The 19,511-nt window shown below is 47.8% G+C and carries 21 protein-coding genes; 10 read left to right on the top strand and 11 right to left on the bottom strand.

Translation table 11 applies throughout. The annotated features are described in order from the left end of the window. Positions 1 to 58: 58 nt before the first annotated feature. From thiL to hisG, 4 genes are all read left to right on the top strand, one after another. Positions 59 to 1,066, top strand: a complete 1,008-nt coding sequence (gene thiL / locus SP90_RS08545) for a thiamine-phosphate kinase (protein ID WP_066854578.1) — start codon at positions 59 to 61, stop codon at positions 1,064 to 1,066. Positions 1,067 to 1,153: 87 nt separating this feature from the next. Then, a complete protein-coding gene (gene tsaA / locus SP90_RS08540; RefSeq protein ID WP_066854577.1) occupies positions 1,154 to 2,137 on the top strand; it encodes a tRNA (N6-threonylcarbamoyladenosine(37)-N6)-methyltransferase TrmO in 984 nt (327 codons plus the stop codon). 273 nt (positions 2,138 to 2,410) lie between these two features. Next, positions 2,411 to 2,794, top strand: coding sequence for a phosphoribosyl-AMP cyclohydrolase (gene hisI, locus SP90_RS08535; RefSeq protein WP_066854576.1), 384 nt, complete (start codon positions 2,411 to 2,413; stop codon positions 2,792 to 2,794). Then, positions 2,794 to 3,678 carry an ATP phosphoribosyltransferase gene (gene hisG / locus SP90_RS08530; RefSeq protein ID WP_066854574.1) on the top strand — a complete coding sequence of 295 codons (885 nt, stop codon included), beginning with the start codon at positions 2,794 to 2,796 and terminating at the stop codon, positions 3,676 to 3,678. Before hisI ends, hisG begins: the two co-directional genes overlap by 1 nt. A 128-nt stretch (positions 3,679 to 3,806) precedes the next feature. Here hisG and fliW read toward each other — a convergent pair whose 3' ends face one another. The 11 genes from fliW to SP90_RS08475 all read right to left on the bottom strand — a co-directional run bounded on the left by fliW (position 3,807) and on the right by SP90_RS08475 (position 13,634). Further along, the gene (gene fliW / locus SP90_RS08525; RefSeq protein WP_066854572.1) at positions 3,807 to 4,256 is read right to left on the bottom strand and encodes a flagellar assembly protein FliW; all 450 of its coding nucleotides are present in this window, start codon (positions 4,254 to 4,256) and stop codon (positions 3,807 to 3,809) included. After that, on the bottom strand, positions 4,235 to 4,471 hold the full coding sequence (gene csrA, locus SP90_RS08520; RefSeq protein WP_066854570.1) for a carbon storage regulator CsrA: 237 nt from the start codon (positions 4,469 to 4,471) through the stop codon (positions 4,235 to 4,237). The genes fliW and csrA overlap by 22 nt, the downstream gene beginning before the upstream one ends. Before the next feature lie 95 nt (positions 4,472 to 4,566). Continuing rightward, positions 4,567 to 6,657: a FlgK family flagellar hook-associated protein gene (locus tag SP90_RS08515; RefSeq protein ID WP_066854569.1), complete on the bottom strand. Its 2,091-nt coding sequence runs from the start codon at positions 6,655 to 6,657 to the stop codon at positions 4,567 to 4,569. Beyond that, positions 6,658 to 7,122, bottom strand: a complete 465-nt coding sequence (locus SP90_RS08510; RefSeq protein ID WP_066854568.1) for a flagellar protein FlgN — start codon at positions 7,120 to 7,122, stop codon at positions 6,658 to 6,660. A gap of 10 nt (positions 7,123 to 7,132) precedes the next feature. Continuing rightward, a complete protein-coding gene (locus SP90_RS08505; RefSeq protein WP_066854567.1) occupies positions 7,133 to 8,359 on the bottom strand; it encodes a peptidoglycan DD-metalloendopeptidase family protein in 1,227 nt (408 codons plus the stop codon). Between the two features lies 1 nt (position 8,360). Then, entirely contained in the window at positions 8,361 to 9,470 is a 1,110-nt protein-coding gene (locus tag SP90_RS08500) for a flagellar basal body P-ring protein FlgI (RefSeq protein WP_066854566.1), read from the bottom strand. Between the two features lie 17 nt (positions 9,471 to 9,487). Continuing rightward, complete coding sequence (locus SP90_RS08495) at positions 9,488 to 10,177, bottom strand: flagellar basal body L-ring protein FlgH (RefSeq protein WP_066854565.1); 690 nt, start codon at positions 10,175 to 10,177, stop codon at positions 9,488 to 9,490. Between the two features lie 50 nt (positions 10,178 to 10,227). Then, positions 10,228 to 11,226 carry a flagellar basal body P-ring formation chaperone FlgA gene (gene flgA, locus SP90_RS08490; RefSeq protein ID WP_197498780.1) on the bottom strand — a complete coding sequence of 333 codons (999 nt, stop codon included), beginning with the start codon at positions 11,224 to 11,226 and terminating at the stop codon, positions 10,228 to 10,230. Between the two features lie 23 nt (positions 11,227 to 11,249). Next, the gene (gene flgG, locus SP90_RS08485) at positions 11,250 to 12,032 is read right to left on the bottom strand and encodes a flagellar basal-body rod protein FlgG (RefSeq protein WP_066854562.1); all 783 of its coding nucleotides are present in this window, start codon (positions 12,030 to 12,032) and stop codon (positions 11,250 to 11,252) included. A 20-nt stretch (positions 12,033 to 12,052) separates the two neighbouring features. Then, a complete protein-coding gene (flgF, locus tag SP90_RS08480; protein ID WP_066854560.1) occupies positions 12,053 to 12,835 on the bottom strand; it encodes a flagellar basal-body rod protein FlgF in 783 nt (260 codons plus the stop codon). A gap of 208 nt (positions 12,836 to 13,043) precedes the next feature. Then, entirely contained in the window at positions 13,044 to 13,634 is a 591-nt protein-coding gene (locus SP90_RS08475; RefSeq protein ID WP_066854558.1) for a flavodoxin family protein, read from the bottom strand. Between the two features lie 235 nt (positions 13,635 to 13,869). On the opposite strand from SP90_RS08475, the gene SP90_RS08470 reads away from it, so the two are divergent. The 6 genes from SP90_RS08470 (at position 13,870) to SP90_RS08445 (ending at position 19,409) form a co-directional block, all read left to right on the top strand. Then, positions 13,870 to 15,834 carry an ABC-F family ATP-binding cassette domain-containing protein gene (locus SP90_RS08470; protein ID WP_066854556.1) on the top strand — a complete coding sequence of 655 codons (1,965 nt, stop codon included), beginning with the start codon at positions 13,870 to 13,872 and terminating at the stop codon, positions 15,832 to 15,834. 2 nt (positions 15,835 to 15,836) lie between these two features. Beyond that, positions 15,837 to 16,229 (top strand): (deoxy)nucleoside triphosphate pyrophosphohydrolase, encoded by a 393-nt coding sequence (locus SP90_RS08465; RefSeq protein ID WP_066854554.1) that lies wholly within the window; start codon positions 15,837 to 15,839, stop codon positions 16,227 to 16,229. A 125-nt stretch (positions 16,230 to 16,354) separates the two neighbouring features. Further along, positions 16,355 to 16,798: a DMT family transporter gene (locus SP90_RS08460; RefSeq protein WP_066854552.1), complete on the top strand. Its 444-nt coding sequence runs from the start codon at positions 16,355 to 16,357 to the stop codon at positions 16,796 to 16,798. Between the two features lie 121 nt (positions 16,799 to 16,919). Further along, positions 16,920 to 17,333 (top strand): bacteriohemerythrin, encoded by a 414-nt coding sequence (locus SP90_RS08455; protein ID WP_066854550.1) that lies wholly within the window; start codon positions 16,920 to 16,922, stop codon positions 17,331 to 17,333. A gap of 75 nt (positions 17,334 to 17,408) precedes the next feature. Next, complete coding sequence (locus SP90_RS08450) at positions 17,409 to 18,455, top strand: aspartate-semialdehyde dehydrogenase (RefSeq protein WP_066854548.1); 1,047 nt, start codon at positions 17,409 to 17,411, stop codon at positions 18,453 to 18,455. 12 nt (positions 18,456 to 18,467) lie between these two features. After that, positions 18,468 to 19,409, top strand: a complete 942-nt coding sequence (locus SP90_RS08445) for an aminotransferase class IV (protein ID WP_066854546.1) — start codon at positions 18,468 to 18,470, stop codon at positions 19,407 to 19,409. Positions 19,410 to 19,511 lie beyond the last annotated feature (102 nt).

Genomic DNA, 19,511 nt, shown 5'->3' with positions numbered 1-19,511 from the left:
CGCGCTATCCTTACGATCTGCACCCAGTTTGCCGGAAGCCATTATTCAGGAGTCATCCATGACACAGAAAAAATTATCGTCCGAAGTTGCTTTTTTAGACTGCATTGACCGCCATTTTCCCAACAGCCACCCGCATCTGATTGTCGGGCGTGGCGATGACTGCGCAGTACTCTCCTGCCCTGAACGTGTTTGTTTGTCTTCCGACTTGTTTCTTGAAGATGTGCATTTTCGTGAGCAGTACTTTTCGCCTGAAGATATCGGCTACAAGGCGCTTGCTGTCAGCCTGAGCGATATTGCTGCATCCGGTGCTACACCGCTGGGCTTCTCGCTTGACCTTATGATTCCTGAAGGCCGTAATCATGCATATTGGGATGATTTCTTCGGAGGCATGGCAAGCCTTGCTAAAAAGCACAATGTACCGCTGGCAGGCGGTGATCTTTCCAAATCACCTATTTTAGGAACATCTGTTACCATCTGGGGCGCACCAACACGCACCGCCGGCGGAACGCCTGTATTCTTAAACCGCACTGGATGCTCAGAAGGCGATGTGATCTTCCTCATCGGTACGCTCGGCCTTGCCCGAACAGGACTGTATGCGCTGGAATCCATAGGTCGCAATGCAGTAGACGAATACCCTGCAGCAACAAACGCGCACCTGCGTCCAGTACCGCAGCTTGAAGCTGGACAAATCCTCTCTGCGTACAGCGGAGTCACACTGATGGATTTATCTGACGGGCTTGCACGTGATATTCCTCGACTGCTTGGAGACAAAACTACTGCCTCAGCTGACAAACCGTCCAGCAAAGGGGCGAGCATCAACATCACAACAGACATGCTCCACGCAGAGCAGCTTTCATTTGCACTGGAAAATGACTGTGATCCAGTGCTGGAAGCGTTCAAAGGCGGTGAAGATTACGCATTGCTCGGCACCTGCCCTGCATCCATCTTTACAGAACTGCATATGAAACTTCCACAGATGCAAAAGCTGGGAACCGTCACCAATAACGGCAAAGTGATGCTCAACGGACAATCCGTCACTGAAGGCGGTTTCGATCACTTCGCGTAGGGTAAGGCCTCGTTACAAAGTTTTTTCCAGCAACGTATTTTCTACACCACTTTGCAGCTACTCATTTTCAGCTCACAGGAACACACCATGACCGCAGAAATTCAATTCATAGGCAGAGTTCGCACACAGTTTGATGATCTGGAGACATGCCCGAAGCAGGGCGATGAGGGAGGCAAAGAAGGCTGGGTAGAACTTGAGCCCCAATTCGCAGCAGGACTTGAAGGGTTACAAGTCGGTCAATCCATTGATCTGCTGACGTGGCTCCATAAGGCTGACAGGGACGTTATGGCAGTACATCCGCGCGGCGATCACTCCCGCCCGAAACGCGGTATTTTTTCCACACGTTCCCCTGCACGTCCTAACCCTGTGGGCGTTCATACTGTCACCATTCTTGAAATCGATACCAACAAAATGCGTGTGGAGCCGCTTGAAGCGTTAGACAAAACACCGCTTATCGACATCAAAAAGACACCAACCCCCGCTAATCTGATAACGCCTAAAGACATCCGCCGTGAAGACATTGAGGAAATCACTAGTGTCTGTCGCAGCGCGTGGAGCCGCAGACTGTTCTCCGGCTTCAATGGTAATGCATCCATACGGCTTGGTGATGCCTGTCTTATGACAGCAACTGGCTCTGCCAAGGGATGCCTTGAGCCGAAGGATTTTGTTCTGGTGGACATTGCAAGCGGCAAGGTTCTTTCCGGCAGTAAACCGTCTTCCGAAGGCGAAATGCATTTAGATATTTATCGCAATCAACCAAAGGCTCGTGCTATCTTACATACACACCCGCCAAAAATTCTTGCTCTGGGTGTGCTTGTAGCTCCTGAAAAAATGCTCAAACTCCCTATTTATGAAACGGATTTAATCGGCTCCCGTATGACCACGGCACCTGCTTTTGAGCCTGGGACAGTGGAACTTGCAAAAGCAACAGGTAAGGCTGCCATCACGCATGATGCTGTCTACATGGAAAAGCATGGGCTCGTTTGCTGGGCAGACACACTCAGCCATGCACTTTCCCTCAGCGAAGAACTGGAGCACCTTGCTTCCATCCATGTTGATGTCGTACGCTAAACAAATTTCTTTTAAGAAGTAGCTCTTACACGGCTTCCAACGTCAGACTCGCGTATATTCGGGGTCAAGGGGACGTGTCCCCTTGTGGGGGTGCAGGAGGCAACGCCCGCCTGCCCGTCGGAGACCCGCCGGAGGCAGCAACATTCCCCGTAAACAGGGGGGCATTTGCCATAATGAGAGTTGCAACTCTCAGGATTATTAGTTAGGCATACAATTTACAAATTTGGAAATCCTTCCCGAAACATTATAACAAAGACTACCAAAGGGACTTAAATGACAGACTTTACCCCTGACTTTGCGAAAACAGGTGGTCTTGTTCCCGCTATTGCTCAAGATGCAGCAACTGGCGATGTGCTCATGATGGCCTATATGAATGAAGAAGCTTGGAACAGGACTCTTGAAACGGGCGAAGCCCATTACTTTAGCCGCAGCCGTAATGCACTGTGGCATAAAGGCAAAACGTCAGGACATACCCAGCATATCAAGGCCGTGCGCCTTGACTGCGACAGCGATACAATTCTGCTGATCGTAGAGCAAAAAGGCGGCGCGGCCTGCCATAAAGGGTATAAAAGCTGTTTTTATCGTGAACGTAACAAAGAGGGCGACGTTTCAATCTGTTCGCCGTTAGTTTTCGACCCTAAGGAGGTCTACTCATAATGTCTTCTACCAATCCAATTATCAAACTCGGTCTGCCTAAAGGTTCTTTAGAAAAACCTACCTTAAGCCTTTTTGAACGCTCCGGCTGGAAAATTCACCAGCACCACAGAAACTACTTTCCTGAGATCAACGATCCGGAAATCACCGCACGCCTTTGTCGTGTTCAGGAAATCCCTTCATACATTGAAGACGGTATTCTTGACGTAGGTCTTACTGGTAAAGACTGGTTGCTTGAGACTGGCGCAGACGTAAAGGTTGTTTCTGACCTCGTGTACTCCAAAGTATCCAACCGCCCTGCTCGCTGGGTTCTGGCTGTTGCGGGCGATTCTCCGTACAAGCGTCCGGAAGACCTCGCAGGCAAACGTGTTGCTACGGAATTGCTTGGCGTTACCAAAAAATATTTTGAAGATGCCGGTATTGATGTGGATGTACAGTACTCATGGGGTGCGACAGAAGCGAAGGTTGTTGAAGGACTTGCCGATGCGATTGTTGAAGTAACCGAAACCGGTACAACTATTCGCGCTCACGGCCTGCGCATTATTGCTGAAGTGCTCGTCACCAACACACAGCTCGTCACAAGCGAAGCAGCCTGGGCTGATCCTGAAAAGCGCCGTAAAATAGAACAGATTGATCTGCTTTTGCAGGGCGCTTTACGTGCAGAGTCCCTCGTCGGTCTCAAAATGAACGTACCGAGTGATAAGCTTCCGGAAATTCTTAATGAAATTCCTTCTCTGAACTCTCCAACCATTGCTGAACTTACAGATACAGCATGGCACTCTGTAGAGATTGTTGTAGATCAGGGACTTGTTCGTGACCTCATTCCGCGTCTGAAAGCGGAAGGTGCAGAAGGTATTATTGAATACGCACTGAACAAGGTAATCTAACTATAATACAATATCCTGACAGCCCGCAAATACCTCTTCGTGACTGTCAGTTAGTAGAATAAAAAAAGGGTGAGTTGAACCAATCAACTCACCCTTTTTGCTTGCTTACGCATTTCAACCAGCAAAAATTAGCTACTCTCTATATTCAAATACAGTTGGGTCGGAATCTTACGGTCATTCAACGGAGTCTGCACTCCGCGACGACTTTTTCTGTTCACCAGAATCGGACCTGTCAGGTTCAAAGCAGTATTCTCCGGTCGCCCATGTGGAATAGTCACGGTTACCAGCACGGCAACATCGGATGGATCTTTAACCTGCAACGTTTCTTCATCAACAGAGTTAATAATAACTGGATAGTCGTCAATAAAGCTGTAAGGGTCTGCTACAAGAAACCCCAGTTTCGGCTCTTCAGTACTTTGCAGAACAAGAAATGGAGAGGCATCCCGAAGCTGAAGCAACGTAAAGTTGTGATGGTTCTCAAAACCCAGCAGCCCCCGAGGAAACTCAATGACTTTATCCATAGAGACACTTTGTGTACCTATACGGGTTTCGATTACTATTTCTTTTTGCTTTTCCATAATTCTGTTGCCATTAAAAAGTCTGTGTCGAGCGTTTCACTTGCCTGACGGTTCTGTTCTTTAATTCGCAAATAAACTTCTTCACGGTATACCGGCATCCCGTCTGGTATATCCAATCCAATCTTTACCTGCTTTCCTTGTACACTGAGGACTGTGACCTTTATGTTGTCCCCTATGCACAAGCTCTCCCCCGCACGTCGGGTCAGTATAAGCATAGGCGTCACTACTCTTGCTAAAGTTTTATGACAAAAACCTGCTGTCGCAGGAACAACTGCGACATGCGGTATCCGCCATTCACAGTGGTCTTCTGTTAATTAGGCATTCCAGCGATGGCCTGCATCATATCTTCTGCAGACATAATGAGTTTTGCTGCTGCCTTGTACGAATGCTGGAATCGGGTCATTTCTGAAATTTCAGCATCTAAATTGCTGCCGTGTATTGTGGCATTCTGACGAGAAAGGTCAAGTAGCAGGGCCTCATTAAATTGCGTTTTGTATAACGCTTTTGCTGCATCATCTTTTGCCTGTACACTCAAGGCGGAGTAATAGTCGCGCGCACTTTCTTTCTTTGTTGCTTCCCCCGGAGTCGCAAACGTGAAAGGCTTATCCTTGAGAGCACCAATGGACTTAGCAATATCACCATTTTCTGCCACAACGGCACCTGCATTGTTTACAACACCAGCATTAATAGCAGCAGGATTTTCACGTAACCCAGCATGGACTTCCATATTACTGGCAGTTGTGCCCGCAAAAAATGTATTCATTCCCAAAGCTGCGAACAGCCCTGATGTGTCTTCTCCAAAGGAGAATGAATGATTCTCTGTTGCAGTAATTTTCAACGCGTTTCCTTCAACAGTTGCAGAGCCGAACTGTCCAAGGGAACTGTTCAGAGCATCACGCACGTTGTTTAAGGAGTGCACAGAAGGATCAAAATCCCGTGAGTACGGAGCAACACTGGAAAAATCGATAATACCGTACGCTGTGGTAGGCGCAGGCTTGCCGGTTTCTGTATTTGAAACAATAAGGGTCATTTTACCGGCAGAAATATTGTTATTCGTTGCCAGGCCAGAGCCGTTGCCTGCAAGCGGCACGTCCGGGTTCACAACAGTATTTGAAGCTGTCACCTCAGACTGGGAAACCGTGGATGCGCCTTGCGCATGAAACTTGTTTACTGCTGTAATTATTGTAGATGCAAGTGCATCCAACTTTTCAGAATAAGTACCGAGTTTGTTATCACGCAGCTGCATGAACCCTGCAATCTGTCCGCCTGTAATACGCAATTCATTGTCGCTGCCGTCAAAAAAGGACTGGGGTGTCAGGTTCACACGTCCCTGCGGTGTAAATCCGGTAACGTGCTGCTTTGGCACAATGGAGAATGTATCGCCAGCTGCAAGCATTCCTGCGTTGGCATTAAAGGTTACGTCTAAATTCTGTACTGACGGTGCTGTTCCGTTTGCTTCAACTGTGAATTGAAGATCATTGCCTTCTGCATCAGAAAGCCATGAACGCTTACCGTCCAATGAAGCTCTGAAACGTACTTCACCTGTGCCTACTGCACCGCCTTGTGTGATTTCAAGCGTCACTTCACGGGAGGAGGTACCTGAAAAAGATACGTTACCGTCAAAGGTGGAAGCAGGAGTTAGGCGGGATGAAATAGATGGCTCACTCAACTGCAATGTGTATGCAGATGTTGCATCCACCAGTGTGAATCCGGAACGGGTAGAAACTTTCATCTGCTCGCGGGTATTCAAATTGGTATCAATATCCAACTTCTCTGAAATGGCATGAACAATTTCATTTCGCTCGCGAATCAGTTCACTACGCATTCCGGAATTGTCAGGCGATGCCAAACGTTCATTTACGTCCACGAGAGCCTGCAATTTGTCATTAAGGCTGGTTAATGACTCCTGAACGGCTTCACCCAACGCATTTGATGTTGCCTTCAACATATCGCGCTGGCCGCGCAACATCTCAACAACAGCTTCTGAACTGGAAAGAACAGCCTGTCTTGTAGACTCATCCTGCGGATTTGTACTCAGTGTTTTCCAGTTATCAAAAAAACGACTGATCGTATCCTGAGAGCCTCGGGCATCTTCTGTGGCAAACATGGAATCAACATTAAGCAGCATTTCACGCTGGCTGTCCCAACGAGCAAAGTCCGAGGTACGCCCGACCTTCTGCAACTCAACCTGTTCCATGAATTGAGAGATCACCTCGTTACCAGTCTTACTGACGTTCATAAGCCCCGGTAGATAAAAAATACCGGTGTTTCGAACAGACTGCTCTGCAGACGCAACATCGCTCGTTTTACGTGCAGGGATGTTGCTATCAGTAGGCTTTATTTCCTTAGGAGGAGTGTAGACGGAATTGCCGCCCAAATTGAGTAACGAGGTTATAGCCATTTAGAGTCTCCCGTGTATAAGTACGGCCTCCGGACGACTTTGCGTATATGATCCGGTTTTTCCGTAGGTAGCGTGTTTGCGTGGTTGAATTTGACTTTGGAGATGGTTGAGCAGTGCCTGACTTTGATCATGCAGAGCAAGAGCAAGTTCAGCGTTCATGGAAGCCTGACGAGAACAACGTTTTTCCAGCACATCAATGCGGGCAAGCATCCCGTTAAGTTCTGTTTGTTCTTCCTCTGAAAGAATCTGAATAACATCCGCAAGCCGCTGTCCACCCAGAGTATTTTTCAGCTCTGTACGCTCGTTAGCAATTTGTCGCATGAGCTCATGAACAGAAAACTCAATCGCGGTAATAGATTCCGGTTTACGCTCACGTAACTCGGCAAACTCTTCCCCAAGTAGCGTTTCAAGCACCTCAAGCGCTTTTTCCTGACGATGTAAATTCTGGTGAGTTTCTGTGTACATGGTTTCTCCGTTACGTTACCCGACCTATGGGAAGTCCTGCCATCAGGCGGGATCTAATCTGTTGGGGGTTCCATGCAAGTTCACCCTGACGCACTTCAAAGTGCAGATGCGGCCCTGTGGAACGTCCTGTACTTCCTACTTCAGCAATTTTCTTGCCAGCCGCGATACTCTCACCGACTTTGACATCCAATTTGCTGTTATGGCCGTAGTAACTGCGCCATCCGTTAGGATGCTCCAGAACAACCAGTTTTCCGTACCCATCCTTTTCACCGGAATAAATGACCTTACCATCCCATGCAGCAGCTACGGGATCACCGACCTTACCGGCAATATCCACTCCGCTGTGCCAGGCACGCTTCCCTGTGAACGGATCTTTCCTCCAACCGAATTGGGAAGAAATCGGCCCGGGAAGCGGCCAGTTAATCGTTGCCATATCTGGAGAAGGAGGAACCGGCCCACCCATGCCGAGCACCTGAGATGTGGCACCGGAGGCTTCCAGTCCACCAACCGGAGTAACATCCGTCTCAACTGCTGGCTTGTAATTGTTCCGAACTGGCTCTGCTGACGCACGGTTATCTGGAGCCACCTGTCCCTGTTGCTGGAAAACCTGCGCAGGGTCAGAAGCAAGTTCCATCTCAAGCTGACGTTCAAGCTCGTCAACATTCTCAACCACATCCTTGTCGGACATGGAGTCCAGATCAGTCTTAACAACCTTCATTGCGACTGACTGAGCCTGACTTTCCTGTTCTTCCATCGGAGAATACAAATCATCCAATGGCTGAACACTCTTTGTTTTTGGGCCATCACGTTCGGAGAGCGCCTTAATTTTGGTAAAGACGTCATTAGAAGACAGGTCTCTGACCGGAGGAACATCTGCACCGCTGCTATGGGTACTGCGGCTCGCATCACCAAGCTTATCTGAAAGCTGGGAATACAGAAGATCTGCAAGCCCGACACCACCGGACTGCGACATTTTAACCGCCAGTTCCTGATCGTACATCCCCTGCCACATCTTTTCTTCACGGCTGTTAAACATACCGCTTTTCGGTATTGAGGTTCGCATTTGCTGCCACATCTTTTGAATAAAGATGGCTTCAAAGCCCTCAACCGCTTTACGCAGTTTTGCTTTTTCTTCAGCGCCGCCCTTTTTCAGGGCGGCAAGCTGCTTAGATTTTGCTTTTAACTGCTGTGCCCCCATAGAGGCATTAAGCAGATCAGAATCAACAGGAGATACCATCTTAGATCACCTCCAGTTCCGCATGCAGCGCACCGGCTGCTTTCAGAGCATTGAGGATAGAGATAAGGTCGCGCGGCGTAGCGCCGATAGCATTCAAACCTTCGGTCAGTTCCTTCAAGGTTGCACCTTCTACCAGAACCAGACGTTTGTTCTTTTCTTTGACCTGTACGTTAGTCTGCGGAGTTGTCACAGTTTTACCCTGTGAGAACGGATTAGGCTGCGATACTTTCTGGTCTTCCTGAACAACAATCTGCAAGGAACCGTGAGCAATCGCCACAGGTGAAATGGTAACATTGCTACCCACAACAACTGTGCCTGTGTTCTCGTCAACAACAACACGAGCTCTCTGGTCAGGTCTCACTTCGATATTTTCAATAGCTGCCATGAGCGGTACGATATTGTTTATGTACTGCGGAGGCACATCCAAAGAAATAGTGGAAATATCTTTAGCAAAAGCGAAGTTACCGCCAATTGCCATATTCAAACTTTCTACAACCTGATTTGTTGTGGAAAAATCAGGATTGTGCATATTCAAGGTCAGGGTATTCTGGCTATTAAACTTAAACGGCACTGCGCGTTCAACGTTCATACCGTTAGGAATACGCCCCACTGTGGTAATGTTCTTTGTCACCTTTGCGGCTTTGCCTTCTGCAGAAAAACCGCCAATGGCAACAGCACCCTGCGCGATACCATACACCTGCCCGTCAATACCTTTCAGCGGAGTCATAAGCAGAACGCCACCAAGCAAGCTTTTTGCATCGCCAAGGCTGGAAACAGTTACGTCAATTCGGGAACCCGGTTTTGCAGAAACTGGAAGTTTTGCAGTAACCATAACCGCTGCAATGTTTTTGGATTTAATGTCGCGTGTACTTACGCTCACGCCCATTTTTTCCAGCATGTTCACAACAGCACGGGTAGTGAATGTAGAAGAGGAACTGTCACCTGTGCCACTAAGACCGGTGATAAGGCCATATCCTACAAGTTGGTTATCTCGGACGCCGCCAAAGTCAGCAATATCCTTGATACGCACAGCACTGGCAGCCTGCGGAAGCGCTGCAGCCATAACGAATGCGAAAATCAAAAGCGCTGCTATGTGTTGAATACGTTTCATAGTAATTTCACCCTGTCTTAGAACGGCCAAATAGTATCCATGAGGCGTGTACCCCAACCCGGCTTCTGCTTGTCAGACACAACACCTTCACCAAAGTACTTGATGCGGGCATTAGCAACCTGTGTTGAAAGGATGCTGTTGTCATCTCTGATATCGCGAGCACGGATAAGACCTGTAAGCATGAGGTACTGTGTTTCATCGTTCACCTGAGTTTCACGAACACCTTCAATCTGAAGCATTCCCCCTGTGCCCACTTTCAACACACGACACGCAACCGTTGCGGTAAATTTATTTTCACGCTTTGTTTCAGCGTCACCCTTAAATTTAACTCCGCTGGAAGCTTTCAACATCGGGTTACCAATCTTTCCGAATACCGGAACAGAAGACTTACCGAAGAAAGCATCAATGCCGAGATCAATTGAAGAGTCTTTGTCGCTTTTGGTATTTGCCTTGTTATTGGCAGTGGCATTTTCCACAATATTCACCATAACGATGTCACCAACTCTTCGGGCGCGGTTATCTGCAAACAGGAAATCTGCGTTAGTTGGCTGGAAAAGAGAGCCCGGATTTGCCTGCTGCATCTCTGGAGTAAGCAATTGCGGCGGTTCTGCCAGCGGCATTGATGGAACCGGCTTTTCCTTGGCAGCCTGACACCCCGTTAACAGGAGTGCTGCCAGAATGATGACAGTGTAAAAACGAATATTCATGGAATACCTCATACTCAAAAACTTTGTTATCTCCGCTAAATTCAATACGTTTAGCGTTTTCTTTCAATAACCAACGTGCTGTCATTCAACACTGTTGCGTAAACTGTTCTCTTACTTTGCAAATTGCGAACCGGAATAACCTCTCCTGTACGCCCGTCTTCCATTGCCAGTGCTACAACTGACAAACGGATAGCCTTACCCTTGTAGATAAGGGCAACTCGAGAACCTTTGGTAACAACCGGTACAATCTCTAAATCCTGCTCAAAGATCGGTGTTCCAGCACCAAGAGTACGGGTAACCCTGTATGGCCCGCCTCGTCCGTCCCACGCATCACCACGCAGGTACGCCAAGTTCTTGCGCTGGTATGTAATCTGCTCCGGTGTCAAAATATCGTTTCTATTTAACGGTGCAGCTGCGCAAGGCACAGTTACCCATAAGTCTAAAAACGCACCGCCATTGACGCGACGTACTACCTTTCCGTTCGGATCAAGCTCCATGAACCTGATTGCTATACGTCCGGCATCAACAGTTCTGAGCGGTTCAATATCAAGACGGTTTTTTGCATCACGAAGAAATATAAAATTCGGAATAGTCATATCACGCAAGACTGCTTCACCATCCAACTGCTGCGTAGCATTAGTGATAGATCGTGAAACCATTTGCGAGAGCGTATTCTTCTGCACAACCTTTCCACCACGCTGAAGAGCAATGGAACCGGGCAACACAGCTTTTGAAGCCATCTTACCAAGGTAGCGCTGTAACGCATTGCGCAATTTCGGACGTGTAATAGCCATAGGCCGTCCAACTCTGTTCGGTGCAGGCCACAGCTTCTTTTTTGCAAGATTCTGCCAGGACTCCTCCGAAATATCACCGGAAGGTTGTGCGATCTCGCCAAGCAGTACAGTGTCTCCCTTCACGATTGCAGCAGGAAATACTGTAAAGTGCCAGTCAGCCTCTGCAGCAACAGCAGTAGTCGCCATTGCCAGCATCCATACAGCCATGCAGCAGAGCGTTATCCGCTGCATGGAAATGACAATTATATTACGCATACGCATACTCCGAATGGGCTACGCTAACTTTTGAGCTGTGATGCAAGCTTCAACATTGAGTCAGATGTCTGGATTGATTTTGAGTTCATCTCGTATGCACGCTGACCAACGATCATATTTACCATTTCGTCAACGATCTTTACGTTGGACATCTCAAGGAAGCCCTGAGCAAGAGTGCCCGTACCGTTTTCACCGGCCACGTTCTCTACTGCATCACCAGAAGCTTGTGTCTGTGCATAAATATTACGACCGAGTGGATCGAGACCGGCAGGGTTGATGAAAGAGTACAGCGGAATATCCGCAGCAGCTAATTCATTGCCCTGGGAATCAAGAGCTACGAGACGGCCTTTCTCACCAAGGGTGATGCTTTTAGTATTTTGCGGCACAACAAATTCCGGCTGGAGTTTGTAGCCGTTGGAAGTCACAACAGTTCCGTCTTTATCCAGCTTGAATGCACCGGCACGGGTGTAACGAAGCTCACCGTTCACCTCTACCTGGAAAAAGCCTTCGCCTTCGATGGCAAAATCAAGCGGGTTTGTGGTATTCTGGAAATCACCCTGAGTGAAGAACTTATGTGCACTTGCCGGACGAACACCCATACCAACCTGAACAGGAGTTGGAACCTGCCCGTTGTCACCTGTAGGAGAACCGGCGATCTTCATGGACTGATACATAAGATCTTCAAATTCTGCGCGGCTCTTCTTAAAGCTGATGGTATTTACGTTTGCAAGGTTGTTAGAAATAGTATCAATGTTCAACTGCTGGGCGTACATACCGGACGCAGAGGTCCAAAGGGAACGCATCATAACTAGTATCCTCCGATAAACTACGCGCTGGATTTACCAAGGCGTTGCGTTGAGTTTTTATCCAGTTCGCTGCTGGCTTTCATAACTTTGGTATAGGCTTCGAACTGGCGGTGCGCTTCAATCATGTTTACCATTTCTGAAACGACCTCCACGTTTGCTGACTCAAGAGCACCCTGCTGAATAGAAGCGGTTGCTGCTGGCTGCTCTGCTGCATTGGAGCCATCACGAACTCTGAACAAGTTCTGTCCGAGCTTTTCCAAACTTTTCAAATCATCATAGGTAACCAGCTGAAGCTGCCCCACCTGCACATTGTTTGCGTAGACCTCACCTCTTTCACCAACAATAACTTTTGCGTTACGTGGCAATTCAATAGGCCCGCCATCACCGAGTACAGGGTAGCCTCTGTCAGTAACCAAGGTGCCGTCAGTGCTTTGACGGAACTTGCCGTTACGGGTCAGATACTCACCGTCAGGAGTTTGGATTTTAAAGAAACCTTCCCCGTGGATTGCCATATCCAAAGGGCCTCCAGTAAGTTTTACTGCTCCCGGCGAAAAATCGGTCTGAGCCACTGCAATACGCGGCTTTGCCATGAGCTTAGGCTCCGGGAACAACTTTTCTGAGCGAACATTTGCCACAGGTTCCATAATCTGATCATGGGCAAACATGACAAAGGTGTCCTTAAAGGCAAGGGTGTCACGCTTGTAGCCTGTTGTATTTATGTTAGCTAAATTGTTACTGATATTATTGAGACGGTGTTCATTTGTAAGAGCACCGAATAGGGCGCTATACACACTGCTTTGCATGACGTTTCCTCCCAAGTGGAATTTCTGTCAGAAGGGGAATTGCAAAACATGCGCCAAAGGCGCGGAAGCAGCGTGCGCAACAGGTGGATAAACAAAGGAAAAGAGGCGTACAGAGCCATTTTGAGAAATTCTCAAAAATACTCTGTACGCCTCTTTTTTAGTTCAAAACACAGATACCAGAGCGGCATCTGTCAGAATTATAGTGTAGCTATGAACTGCGTAATGAGGTTACCAATTTTTGTGCCGCCTCAGCAATTTGGTTAACAGCAACATCATTTTTCTTAATATGCCCTGCATCGAAAATATTAAGCACTGGAAGTTCTGCCACGACCTCAAAGCCCAAGGCCTCCAGCGGCATACGCATGGCATCCATAGCAATGCCCATATCCGCTTCTGTTTCCTGCTCTGCAATGGCTCCGATCACAGCTTTTCGCCCTTGCCCTGCAAGCCTGCTGGACCAACCTCGAGGACGATCTTTAGTAAAATCGTAATAACAGTAGAATCTGTCGATAAACCCTTTTACCCAAGCTGTTACGTTATAATTATGCACAGGGGAAATCAGTACCAGCCCCTTAGATTCTTGAATCTTCGGATACAATAATGTCATTCCGTCAGTGAACTTTGTACAGATTTTATCTTTCCTGCACCGTTCACATCCTACGCATGGCTCATACCTGTAATCACGCAGGTGAACATCAAAAAACGACATTCCCTCCCGAGTACAGTGTTCAGAAAACATGGTAAGCATGGAATACGAATTTCCTCCCCGCCTCGGGCTACCTTCTACTCCTAAAATCACTGTACTGCTCCTTCACTGTCGCTAAAAAGTTATTGTGTTTTCATAAAATGAGTTTACTCGCCCCTACCTTCAGATAGGTGAGAAACTAGTACAGTGCAAGGCGCAAGAAAACGCAAAAGCGAAGCAGGATCGACTTTGAGAAATAACGGAGCAACGTACTAATTTCTCACCCATCTGAAGCCATACTGGTCTTTCAATACATCATCTGGTATTCGAGGCTTCTCGCGAGAACATTATGAGCATTACATTAGATAATATATCCAAATTTTACGGCGGCGAAGAGATCATCCCTCAGTTTTCATTAGACATTGCGGATGGTACACGCCTATGTGTTTGCGGCCCTAACGGGTGCGGTAAGTCAACACTTCTTAAAATGGTTGCTGGAATTACTTCGGTTGATTCCGGACGTGTGCTGCTGCCCAAAGGATGCCGGTTAGGATTTGTCCAACAGGAAATGGACGAATCACTGCTGGATCTCCCACTGCTCAGCTGGGTACTTGAAGTATTACCGGACTGGAATGATTTCTGGGAAGAATGGGAGGCCGCAAGTCAGGCTCAAGATGAAACCGCGCTCAAACGTCTTGGAATACGTCAGGCTGAATTAGAACAAATTTACGGCCACAATCCGGAGCATAGAGCAAAAACGGTGCTCACTGGTCTCGGTTTCAGCGAAGACAAGTGGCTCAAGTCCATGCGTGAACTTTCCGGTGGCTGGCGCGAACGTGCCAAGCTTGCCCGCGTTCTTACTGCAGGAGCCGATGTACTGCTTCTTGACGAACCGACAAACCACCTTGACCTCGATGCTGTAGAATGGCTGGAAAACTTCCTGCTGGATTATCAGGGTGTGCTCATATTCGTAGCTCACGACAGATTTTTCATGGATAAAGTGGGGAACCACATTCTGTACCTTGGCGGTAACAAGCCAGCATTCCGTAAAGGCAACTTCACGCAGTTTCTCGTGATTCAAGAAGAGATTGAAGCTCAAAAAGAACGTGAGGCAGCCAAGTTACAAGAAAGCATTGCACACAACATGGACTTTGTCCGCCGTTTCAAAGCCAAAGCTACCAAGGCTCGACAGGCAAGTTCCAAACAAAAAATGGCGCAACGCCTGCAAAAAGAGCTTGATGGAATCAAGTTTGAGTCCAAACGTAAACAGCTTGCTTTTTCATGGCCAGAGCCTGCCCCTGCTGAAAAGCTCATCCTCAGCGTAGACAACCTCGGCTTTACATACCCGGACGGGGTAACTCTCTGGTCAAATTTAGAATTTCAACTGTACCGTGGTCAAAAGATTGCCCTTGTAGGAGCAAACGGCTGCGGTAAATCCACTCTGCTCAAGCTTATCGCCGGACGTCTAGAAAAGAACAGCGGTTCCATCATGATGGCTTCCAAAGCAAAGATGGGCTACTTCTCCCAGCATCAGCTTGATACGCTGAATGCACAGAATACTGTGCTTAACGAAATCCGCAGACTGTCTGACCCTAAAACAACCGAAGAAGAGCTTATGTCTGTTCTCGGTCTGTTTATGCTTGGACAAAGTTACTTTGAACGAGTTGTGGGAGAGCTTTCCGGTGGTGAAAAAAGCCGCCTCATGATGGCGATCCTATTTCTTTCCCGTTGCAACTTTCTTGTTCTCGACGAACCGACAAACCATCTTGACCTTGAATCCCGTGAGGCTCTTATTGAAGCTCTCGCCTCCTTTGAGGGCACAATCCTGATGGTTGCCCACGACCGCTACCTGCTAAAAGAAGTGGCTGATCAGTTGTGGAGCCTTTCTCCCAACGGCCTTACTGTGCATGAACGCGGCTTTGATGAGTACGACGCATACCGTAAAAATCAAAATGCCCTTGCTGCTGGAAAGTCAAAAGAGGCAACTGCTGGCGGCGGGCTAAGCAGAGAAGAACAAAAACGCCTCAAGCGCGAACAGGCGGAACTGCGCAACCGTATTTATAAAGAACTTAAACCGAAACAGCAGAAGTACGAAAAAATGGAAGAAGAGCTTATGTTCATGCTGGAAGAACAAGGAGAGCTTGAGACGCAAATGGCTGATCCTGAATTCTTTGCTAATTCAGCAGCCATGCAGGACGCACTCAAGCGCTTCGGACAACTCCAGAACGACAGCGAAACCCTTATGGAAAAGATGGGTGAGCTGGAAATGGAAATCAACGAACTGGAGAAACAACGGGAAACATTGGCGGTATAACGATGAAAAAAGCCATCACCGTTGTTGCCGGAATTGTGTGGGATAATGATCGCTATCTTGCCGCACGCAGACCGGATACTGCGCCTTTCGGGGGATTCTGGGAATTCCCCGGTGGAAAAATTGAGCCGGAAGAAACGCCGGACGCTGCACTGGTGCGCGAATTTCAGGAAGAGCTCGATATCACCCCCACCAAATGGGAGTACTGGCAGACCGTCACCCACGAGTATGAGGAGCTTATTGTTACGCTTCTTTTCTTTCACATAACCTCGTTTACAGGTACAATTGCCCCTCAAGAAGGTCACACTGTACAGTGGGTTTCACCGGAAGAGGCATGCAAACTTACATTCCTTGAAGCAGACATTCCTATTGTGCAGGCATTAACAACGTTCGCATAGTATTCCAGCCAGTACCGTCATCACCTCTTTGTCAGCAAGCAGTGCAAAGTATGTAGTTCCATTTTTCGGGGCAAGTCTCTGCGCAAAATCATACTGGAAGGATACGCTGTCTCAAAGGGGCTTCCATGCATGCTTTGCTTATGTTTCTGGCACTCTGCGCCGGTACATTTATCCCACTGCAAATGGGAATGAATGCGCTGCTCACTCTGCACTGGAGCAAAAGTGCACCTCTTTCATCACTATTTTCCTTTTTTCTCGGCACAGTAGCATTAGGGATTCTTATTCTTGTATCCCGTACCCCGCTTCCTTCTCTGACCTCTTCTACAGCACCTTGGTATGCCTGGATTGGTGGACTACTGGGTGCTGTTATAGTCACAACACTAACCTACCTTGCACCGCGCATCGGTGCCCTTGCCATGATGTCTCTGCTCATTTGCGGCCAGCTTCTTGCATCCATTATTTTTGATCACTACGGGCTTGTAGGTTACCCGCTCCGTCCGGTTACAGTTATGCGCATAATTGGTGTAGTATTGCTCATCTGCGGCGTATACCTCATAAATCGCTATTAAAACATTCACCATATATTACTGATTGAATTAGTAGCATTGTTGTCCTATTGTCTCGCGGTGAAAGAAGATTAATAAGGAACACCTAGCCCTTTCCGAAAGGGATGCTATTCAGGAGATATGCATGGCGACGTTCGAATGGAACTCCTCAATGAATACCGGTATTGATGTTATTGATACACAACATGCCGAACTAACGCAGATTATCAACACTTTGTACTATGCATACATGGACGGAGAAGAAAACTCCGTGCTTTGTTCGCTCATACATAAAGTGAACGATTATGCGCACATGCATTTTGCGACGGAAGCCGACTTAATGAGTTCGTACCGTGACGAGCTGCCAGACTTTCAGGAACATCTGGAACAGCATAGAGAATTCTTCTCTAACGCAATCGGATTCCTGCTTGATTACCTGAATGATAAAGCAGACATTACTCCGGAGCTTCTGGACTACCTCACAGACTGGTGGTTCAATCATATCAATGGAATAGATCGGAAAATGGCCGAGTTTTTAATACAAAAAGGTGCAGCATAACACGGGAATGGCGGTTTCCGTTACTATCTATGTACCGACTGTTACCTAATTTCTATGTGCTCAAGGAGAGTTTACATGAGTAAAGATCGTTTAGTGGTTGCCGTTGTCGGTGCCACAGGTGCTGTAGGGCGGGAAATGCTTTCCGTACTGGAAGGCCGTGATTTTCCGGCAACCGAAGTTATTGCCCTTGCATCTGCACGATCCGCAGGCACCACAGTACCGTTTGCGGGTGGTGAACTTACAGTCAAAGAACTGACTGAAGACTCTTTTGACGGCGTTGATATTGCGCTCTTTTCCGCCGGTGGTTCCACGTCTGAAAAGTATGCACCAGTTGCTGCCAAAGCAGGCTGTGTTGTTGTAGACAACTCCAGCGCTTGGCGTATGGACGACCGCTGCCCGCTGGTAGTACCGGAAGTGAACTCCGAAGCGCTTGATTCGCATAACGGGATTATTGCAAACCCGAACTGCTCTACCATTCAGATGATGGTTGCGCTTAAGCCACTGCACGACACCGCCAAGATTAAACGTATCGTTGTTTCCACCTATCAGGCAGTATCCGGTTCCGGTCAAAAAGCGATTACAGAGCTTGAAACCCAGATCCGTCAGCTGTTCAACATGCAGACACCGGAAGCAGAAGTGTACCCGCACCAGATTGCGTTTAACGCACTTCCACAAATTGATGTCTTCATGGACAACGACTACACCAAAGAAGAAATGAAGATGGTTAACGAAACCATTAAGATCTTCAATGACCCTTCCGTAAAAGTGACCGCAACATGTGTACGTATTCCTGTATTTTACGGTCACAGTGAATCTGTGAATATTGAGACAACACAGAAAATCACTCCTGCGGAAGCACGTGCGATTCTGACACAGGCACCGGGCGTTACAGTGCTTGATAACCCTGGCGAAAAAATCTACCCGATGCCTATCGATGCTGCAGGACAGGACGACACCTACGTTGGCCGAATCCGTGAAGATGAAACCATCGAAAACGGTCTGAATATGTGGATTGTCGCAGACAACATCCGTAAGGGTGCTGCACTCAACACCGTTCAGATTGCAGAAGAGCTTATCAAACGTGACCTTCTTGGTGTAAAAGACACAACAGTATTCGACTAGGAGAAAGCAGCCGTGGCGACAGTATGTGATACAGAAGAATACGTTTCTAAAATTCTGAACAGCCGTCGCGCTGGTGAGCGCGATGTACTTGCCTTTTACGAACACCGCATCGGGTGTATCTGTAAAAACCCGAGACTGATGTTGCTTCCTATGGATGACCACCTCGCCCACAGGGGAGACGGCGTCTTTGAGAACATGAAATGGGTAAACGGCAAACTGTATCAGCTTGATGCGCATATTGAGCGCATGAAACGTTCTGTAAAAGGACTACACCTGTCGCCGCCATGCACATGGGAAAAGCTTTCTGAGCTTGTGGTTGAAGTAGCTAAGGCTGCGGAAACCGAAAACGGCCTTATACGGGTTCTCATTGGGCGAGGCCCGGGTGGATTCGGCATTGACCCTAAAGAATGCCCTGTCAGCAGCTTGTATATTGTCGCCTACAAGTTCAAGCCGAAACCGGAAGAATGGTACGAAAAAGGCGCTACTGCTTTCCGTTCCTCTATTCCGGCAAAGCCAGCGCATATGGCGCGCGTAAAAAGCGCCAACTACATCCCAAACGTGCTTATGAAGCGCGAAGCGGATGAGCGTGGTTTTGATTTCCCGTTCAGCTTTGATGCAGATGATTTCATTGCTGAAGGTGCAACAGAAAACGTTGCGCTTGTTAATCAGGAGGGGACACTTATTGTTCCTGAATTCTCCAACGCGCTTGTGGGAACAACCATCATGCGTGCTGTAGAACTGATGAAAGACAAAATAAAAATCGAATTCGGGGCAGTGCGTGAAGATGATCTTTACAGAGCTAAAGAAGTCCTCATCTTCGGTACAACATCTGACTGTATTTCTATTGTCCGCTTTGAAGGACAGCCAATCAACGATGTTCGCCCCGGCCCTGTAGCTAAAGAAATACGACAGGTTCTCAAACAAGATCTTGAAGCAAACGGACTGCCGATTTAATCAAAGAGACTTGATTATAAGCCGATAACCCGACCACGCGGGTACACCCGCTTTTTTTATCGACTCTGGCTCTGCTTGCAAATAAGGTACTATAGAGCCGGT

The sequence above is a fragment of the Halodesulfovibrio spirochaetisodalis genome (assembly GCF_001672295.1).
In the GTDB taxonomy this organism is placed as follows: Bacteria; Desulfobacterota; Desulfovibrionia; order Desulfovibrionales; family Desulfovibrionaceae; genus Halodesulfovibrio; species Halodesulfovibrio spirochaetisodalis.
The sequence above is the reverse complement of the archived record's forward strand: the minus strand, read 5'-3'. Positions and strand labels throughout refer to the sequence as shown.